The 6,810-nt window shown below is 72.5% G+C and carries 7 protein-coding genes; 1 reads left to right on the top strand and 6 read right to left on the bottom strand.

What is annotated here, in order from left to right; translation table 11 throughout:
• A partial coding sequence (locus VK501_RS15855) for a polysaccharide lyase (RefSeq protein ID WP_324338970.1) occupies positions 1 to 719 on the top strand: 719 nt, incomplete at its 5' end.
• Here the strand turns inward: VK501_RS15855 and VK501_RS15850 are convergent.
• The 6 genes from VK501_RS15850 to VK501_RS15825 form a co-directional block, all read right to left on the bottom strand.
• Positions 716 to 2,539, bottom strand: coding sequence for an ArnT family glycosyltransferase (locus VK501_RS15850; protein ID WP_324338969.1), 1,824 nt, complete (start codon positions 2,537 to 2,539; stop codon positions 716 to 718). The genes VK501_RS15855 and VK501_RS15850 overlap by 4 nt on opposite strands.
• Before the next feature lie 50 nt (positions 2,540 to 2,589).
• Complete coding sequence (locus VK501_RS15845; protein WP_324338967.1) at positions 2,590 to 3,300, bottom strand: hypothetical protein; 711 nt, start codon at positions 3,298 to 3,300, stop codon at positions 2,590 to 2,592.
• Positions 3,282 to 4,325, bottom strand: coding sequence for a glycosyltransferase (locus tag VK501_RS15840; protein ID WP_324338965.1), 1,044 nt, complete (start codon positions 4,323 to 4,325; stop codon positions 3,282 to 3,284). Before VK501_RS15840 ends, VK501_RS15845 begins: the two co-directional genes overlap by 19 nt.
• On the bottom strand, positions 4,322 to 4,777 hold the full coding sequence (locus VK501_RS15835) for a GtrA family protein (protein ID WP_324338963.1): 456 nt from the start codon (positions 4,775 to 4,777) through the stop codon (positions 4,322 to 4,324). The genes VK501_RS15840 and VK501_RS15835 overlap by 4 nt, the downstream gene beginning before the upstream one ends.
• A gap of 5 nt (positions 4,778 to 4,782) precedes the next feature.
• Positions 4,783 to 5,634: a glycosyltransferase gene (locus VK501_RS15830; protein WP_324338961.1), complete on the bottom strand. Its 852-nt coding sequence runs from the start codon at positions 5,632 to 5,634 to the stop codon at positions 4,783 to 4,785.
• A gap of 314 nt (positions 5,635 to 5,948) precedes the next feature.
• Positions 5,949 to 6,365 carry a hypothetical protein gene (locus tag VK501_RS15825; RefSeq protein WP_324338959.1) on the bottom strand — a complete coding sequence of 139 codons (417 nt, stop codon included), beginning with the start codon at positions 6,363 to 6,365 and terminating at the stop codon, positions 5,949 to 5,951.
• Positions 6,366 to 6,810 lie beyond the last annotated feature (445 nt).

Below are 6,810 nucleotides of genomic sequence, written 5' to 3'. Positions count from 1 at the left end.
CCCGATGTCTTCCCCTGCTCGCCGGCTGGGCCGGCCTTGCCGCCGCCAGCGCGCTGCTCGCGCCCGCGGTTGCCGGTGCGCGGCCTGTCGTCTGGCACGAGCGCGAGGCGGCGGTTGCGTCGCGCGTGGCCGCGGCGACGGTCGGCGCCCGCAAGGCGGTGAGGTTCGTCGTGCGCCCGGGCGACTCGCCGGTGCGCTCCGGGGAACGCACGGAGCGGGTCGCCTCGGTGAGCACGACGGGCGCGGTGCCCGGGACCACGCAGGTCTATCGGTGGGCGACGCGCTTCCCGGCGGACTTCACGCCCGTGCCCGACTCGACCTGGAACATCTTCACGCAGTGGCACGGGTCGGCGGCCGACGGTTGCCACCCCAACATCGCGCTGCAGGTCAACACGGCACTGCAGCCCGCGCGCCTGCGGCTGCAGGTGCGCGGCGGCGGGCTCGGCCCAGGGTGCGAGCCGGCGCAGTCGCGCAGCTGGGACTTCGCGCCGCTGGAGCGCGGACGCTGGGAGGACTTCAGGCTGGCGGTCCGATGGTCCGAGGAGCCGGGCGGTGGGTTCGTCGAGCTGCGCCTGGGCGGTGCGGTCGTCGTGCCACGCACGCCGCTGGCAACCCTGTACACCGGCCAGCGGGCGTATCTAAAGCAGGGGTACTACCGGGCGCCCTCGGCGTTGACGTCGACGGTGTTCCAGACGGGCGTGTCGGTCGTCGCGTCCTAGGAGACGGTGTCCACCTTGAGCTCGGAGTCGATCGTCGCGCCGGTGACGGTCGGGATCGCGACGTGGGCCGACTGTCCGGCTCGCAGCATCAGGACCTCGCAGGCTCGGCGGCTCGGGCGGCAGCGGCCCGCCCCGGAGAAGGTGGCGTGGCCGACGTTGAGGAAGACGGCGTCGTGGGCCTTCGTCGTGCCGAGCAGGACTGTCGCGGGCATGTCGGGCGACGGCAGCGGCGTCAGCGGGCGCAGGTGCCGGGTGCGCCGCAGCGCCCGGTAGTCGCCCGTGCGGACGTCGACGCCGCGCCCGGCGGCGGTCGCCCGAAGCGGCGCGGTGCGAGCGATCCACCCGGGGTTCCAGCGGCAGAGGACGGAGCGGAGTCGGTCGCCGGAGCAGACGGCGCCGGTGCCCGGTGAGCGGAAGACCGTGATGCGCTCCTTGAAGCCCTTGAACGTCGCCAGCGGCGTGGCGTACCGGAGCAGGCGATCGAGGATCGGACCGCTCGGCGGGCGCTGGGTCGCGCTGCGGTAGGTCACGAGGTAGGCCGCATCGGCATAGCAGTCGCCGGCCTTGGTGAACTTGCAATAGGGCTGGTGGATGATGCTGCCGACGCTCTCCTCGGTGAGCACGAGGGCGTCCGCGGGCAGGTGCTGGTCGGCGTAGGTGGCGACGGCGGCGAGCGCGTTGTCGTCGCGGCCGGCGAAGCGCAGGTCGAAGGTCACGAAGTTGGCCGCGAGGAGGACGGCGAAGACGGCGGCGGCTGCGCGGGCGTGCTGACGTGCGAGGGGACGCGCCTCGGCGGCGAGGTAGAGCAGCAGGGGCAGCTCCACCATCATGAAGTAGTGCCCCATCTTCAGCTTGAGCGCGGCGAAGGAGAGCAGGCCGGCGACGGCCCAGGAGTAGAGGAGCAGGTCGGGGACGACTGCGGTCGTGCGACGGCGCAGCGCCTGGATGGTGCGCGCGACGACCGCGAGGCCGGCGAGCAGGCTGAGCGCGAGCGTGACGGCGAAGATCTTGTAGGGGCCGACGAGCGCGTCGACGATCCCGCCGCCGCCGATCGACCCGCGGCTGGCCTTGTGCCCGGTCAGGCGCTCGAGCTGGACCTGGCTGTCGGCGAGGAAGGCGTCGTGGCCGTGGCTGAAGGAGAAGGCGATCGCGCCGACGACGTAGGCGCTGATCACGGCGAGCGCGGCGAGGGCGAGCGCGACGTGGCCGCGGCGGTAAGCGCGGTCGTGCCGGGTGCCGCGCGTGAGCGCGTAGTGCACCGCTACGGCAAGCAGCACGTAGGCGCCGACATGCTTGTAGACCGCGGCGAAGCCCAGCAGGAGGCCGGCGGCGGCGAACAGCCGGACGCGGTCACGGCGCAGGGCATGGGCATAGACGACCAGGCCCGCGACCGCGAAGACCATCATGGTGTTCTCGATCCAGCTGACGCGGTTGGTGAAGACCAGCCAGCCGTCGGTCGCGATGATCGTCAGGGGAGCGAGCGCCCAGGTGCCCCAGCGGGGGCGGGTGAGGGCGTAGAGGAGGGCGAGCGTGACCAGCGAGCCGAGCGCGGCGAGCGTGCGGGCCTGCGGGATCCCCTCCCCCACCACGGAGAACCATCCGCCCAGCAACTCGAAGTAGAACGGCGGGTGGAAGAGGTAGGGCGCCTGGTCGACGCCGAAAGTCGGCTTGGCGTAGAGGCCGTGGCCCTGGGCGACCGAGCGGCCGATGGCCCCGTAGACGGGCTCGTCCCAGTCGAACCCCGGCCGCGTGCCCAGCGACCAGAAGCGCACGACGGCCGCCAGGGCGAATGCCCCGGCGGCCGTGAGCAGCTCGACCACCCGAACCCGCGTGCGAGCGAGCTCAGGCGCGGGTCGGATGGCCGTCGCGCTCAGAGCGCGGCCTCGCAGGCGACTTGGCTGGTGAACGCCTGCTGACCGAGTGAGCGGGCGAACGTGCGCCACTGCGTGCCGGTGCAGTCGGCGTCGGTCGCCGGGCGGATGACGATGTGGAAGCGGCCGTAGTTGTCGAACGTCGGCCGGTCGATCTCGCGCAGGTTCAGCGGCCCGCCGAGGCCCAGGAACGCGTAGTTGTAGGTGTGGTCGGCGGTGGGCGCGGTGTGCCGCCCGTCCAGCGGGGTCGGGTGGCGGAACACGTGGCCCGGTGCGATCTCGAAGCGTCGCGTGGTCCGCGGCAGCGGATCGGCGCCGCACCTGCCCGCGCGGGTGATCCGGGCGAACATCGTCTCGGGGTCGAACCCGACCTTGCCGGTCGCGGCGAACGGCGACGGGAAGAGCGGGGCGGCCTCGGGCGTGCCGCAGACGACCGCCGGGCGGCCGTGGCGCTTCTTCGGATGGATCCACTGCGACGGCTTGGAGAAGCTCGCGGTGCCCTGGACCTGCGCGACGTACCAGGTCCCGGCGGCCAGTGACTTCGGCGAGGCGCCCGTGACCGACCCGCGCTTGGCGTGGTTGGTCTGGTTGAGCTCGAAGTAGAAGTCCTGGTTGGCCGCCACGGGGGGCGGTGGCTTGGCCGGAGCCCCGGCGGCGGTGCCGAGCAGGGCGGTGATCGCCGTCGTGGCGATCAGGACGCGGGTGACCACGAGTGTTCCTCCTGGGGTCGAACGGGGGGATGTGCCCGCCAGCCGCGCAGTCCGCGCAGCAGGCCGGTGGTGAAGGAGAGGCCGAGGACGAACGTCACGGCGGGGAACGCGACGGCGTCGGCGGTTCGTGCCTTGGCGAGCGTGTAGGCGGCCAGCGCCGGGACGGCGGCGGCGGGCGCCAGCAGCGCGATCGGGTCGGCGGCCGCCACGACCGGGACGAACACGACGGCCGTGGCGACGACCTCCGCCTGGAGCCGGCGATCGCGGCTGAACGGGCTGTGCGGGTGCTTGCCGACGAAGTCGGCGCAACCCCGTCCCGACCGGTGGTACTCGCGGACGAGCGCTCGCCAGCCCTGGCGGTGGAAGTGCTCGGCGGCGAGACTCACCGTGCAGAGCACGCGGAAGCCCGCGTCGACGATGCGCTGGAAGAACTCATAGTCCTCGTAGCTGTGGACGAAGCTGGGATCGAGGCCGCCGACCGTCGTGTAGACGTCGCGCGTGAACAGGACGTTGGCGGTGATCGGCAGCTTGCGTCCGCGGCGGCCGATCGTGGCGCGGTCGACCACGTAGTCGCGCTGCATGCGCGGCGTCTTGCTCGCGACCGGGTTGTCGTCGACGTAGCGGCCCCAGAAGTCCTTGTGGACGCTGATCATCGGGCCGCCGGCGCAGTCGTTGCCGTCGGCGAGCCGCGCGAGCCCCGTCGCCAGCCAGTCGGGCGGCAGGACCATGTCCGAGTCGGTGAGGCACAGGACGTCGCCGGTCGCCGCCTCGAGGCCGACGTTGCGCTTGACGTTGGAGTCGCGGCCGCCGGTGTCCGCGTCGACCTCGATGACGCGCAACTCGTAGCGGCGCGCCGAGTCGGCGTCGCCGGTCAGCGTCAGCGCGTCCCACGTGTGGTCGCAGACGTCGCCGACGAGGATGACCTCGATGTCGGCGGCGACCGTCTGCGCATGGATGCCCGCGAGGGCTGCGCCGATGGTGCGCTGACTGTTCTTGACCGGGATGACGACGCTGATGCGGGTCATCGGTCGGCGTTCGTGGTGGGCGTGGTCGCGCCGGTGGCCGTCGGGCCGAAGACGAGGTGGTGGCCCACCAGCCAGTTGACGATCGTCGTCAGGGCGATGCAGGTCGTGTTGGCGGCCCAGACGCTCGATCCGGTCACGACCAACATGGAGAACAACGCTTGGTTGGCGGGGATCGAGACCAGGCGCGATCCGTGGAAGCGCCGCCACTCTCGCCATGCGTCCGAGCGTGTCGGTCCCCGGCGGTCGCGCCAGGTCCAACAGCGGCTGAGGACGAAGCTCAGCTCGACCGAGATGATCGCCTGGACGAAGTAGGCGAGATGGGGACTGACGCCCAGGCCGTGGACGAGGACGAACAACACCGCGAAGCCGACCGCCATGACCGCGACTCCCACGACCCCGAACGAGAGCTGACGGCGGTAGCGGGCGGCGAGCGCCACGGCGCTGGCGGGCATCGCGGTCATCGGGCTCCCGCCGACCGGTTGACGGGCGATGGGCTCAGTGCTGGTGCGTTGGTGCCGCGACCGCCGTCGGCGGTTCGTGTACCCGCCGTTCGGGCCGCGAGCCGGAGTTGCGGAACACGGACGATCGCCTCCCGGACGATGGCCGCGCCCATCTTGCTCTCCCCTTGCGTGCGGTCACGGAAGGCGATCGGGACCTCCGTGACCCGAGCCCCGCCGCGGACGGCGCGCTCGGTGAGCTCGATCTGAAAGCCATACCCCTGAACGGTGAGCGGCTCGGCGAGCGCCGCCTCGAGCGTGTCCGGTCGCCACGCCTTGAAGCCTCCGGTGAGGTCGCGGATCTCGAGCCCGAGGACGAGCCGGGCGTACGCGCATCCCCCGCGGCTGAGGATCCGTCGGCGCAGAGGCCAGTCGGGGGTCGCACCCCCGGCGACATAGCGCGAGCCGACCGCCAGGTCGGCTCCGGCGTCGAGCGCGGCGAGCAGCGCCGGGATCGCAGCGGGATCGTGCGAGCCGTCGGCGTCCATCTGGATGATCCGCCGCGCGCCGGCGTCGAGCGCGACCGCGAAGCCTGCGGCGTACGCGTCGCCGAGGCCGGTCTTGGCGGTGCGGTGCAGGACGGCGAGGCGCTCGTCGGCGGCGGCGAGCTCGTCGGCGAGCGCGCCGGTGCCGTCGGGGGAGTTGTCGTCGACGACGAGGATCCGCAGGTCGGCGGCCGGCGCGGCCGGGAGCGCGTTGAGGAGTCGGGCGACGAGCGCAGGCAGGGTGGCGCGCTCGTTGTAGGTGGGAACGACGACCCACGCGCCCGTGCGCGGCGGCATGCCGGCAGGGGCCGTGGCCCGGGCGGGCACGGCAACGACCATGTACGACCTCGCGGCGGCTTGAGGTGCAGGGACGACGCCCCGCCGCCAGGTGCTCCGGCGAGGCGGGCGCACTGTCGCGATTCACAGACGCTTCACGCAATCAAACGTTCGTCCAGGAACGTTCGCGTCTCCATATCGGCCGACCGTCGAGGGCGCGGCCGTGCTCGTCGCGGGAGACGCAGTCGATCCTCGCGGCCCGTGCCAAGGGGCATCCCTGATCGTCAGTATGCGGTGATTGCTCAGCCGTAGCGCAAGGTCGCCGGCGGCCAGCTTACCTCGCGTGAGCCATCGACGTGCGCGCGCTAGTGCCCCTCGGAGCCGTCGCGGCCGCGGAGCCTGGTGCTCACGAGCGGATGCGTTCGCGCACCCCATCGCAGCGCCGCAGCCACGCCGACGGGATCCGCCACCGGTTTGAGCTTGTGAGGAAGCGCGCCGCCGTGCACGGCCGCGGCGCTGCGGAGGTGCCGCGGCGAGACGACCTCGACGCCCAGCTCCTCGGCGAGGGTCAGCAGCTCGCGACGCTTCCGCCCGTGGCCCATGGGCAGCGCGAGCACCACTGCCTGCGCATGCTGGGCGCGCAGCCCGGTCGCGTGCGCCTGGACCTCGCCCCATAACGCGACGGCGCCGGCGACCAGCTCGGGCCATATGACCGACGCCGTGCGCGGCAGCGGGCGATAGTAGGCGTAGACGCCACAGCTGCACCGTCCCGAGGGCAGCACGTCCTGCTCCGAGCTCGGGTGTGACGAACGGCTGCAATGAGCGTCAAGCGCGCCACGTCTCCATTCGTCGTCGGTCGTCAGAGAGTGAAGGCGCCCGTCCCGCAGGCGCCACTGTCGAAAGCCGATGACGGGGTCGATCAGGTCTGGGGCGGGCACGTGCGACGCGACTCGCACGCCCATCAGCGCGTCGCGGGCTCGCGTTCGCGATCGGGCTCAGGCCGTGGCTCCGCGGGCGGCTCGGGCGCCGGCCGGCGGGACGGAGTCGGCGCAGTGACCGGCCGCCGGATCGGCTCGACGACCACGCGCCGTGACGGCCCGGGCAGCGAACCGGTTGGGGTGGAGCGCGGGCTCTCGAAATCACATGACATGAACAGCTCCTCTCGCAACGAGCTGGCAGCAGCGAAAGAGGCCTTCAGCCGTCGTGTGCGGCGGTTCTCGCCGCCGC

This window comes from Baekduia sp. (assembly GCF_035318805.1).
In the GTDB taxonomy this organism is placed as follows: domain Bacteria; phylum Actinomycetota; class Thermoleophilia; order Solirubrobacterales; family Solirubrobacteraceae; genus Baekduia.
The sequence above is the reverse complement of the archived record's forward strand: the minus strand, read 5'-3'. Positions and strand labels throughout refer to the sequence as shown.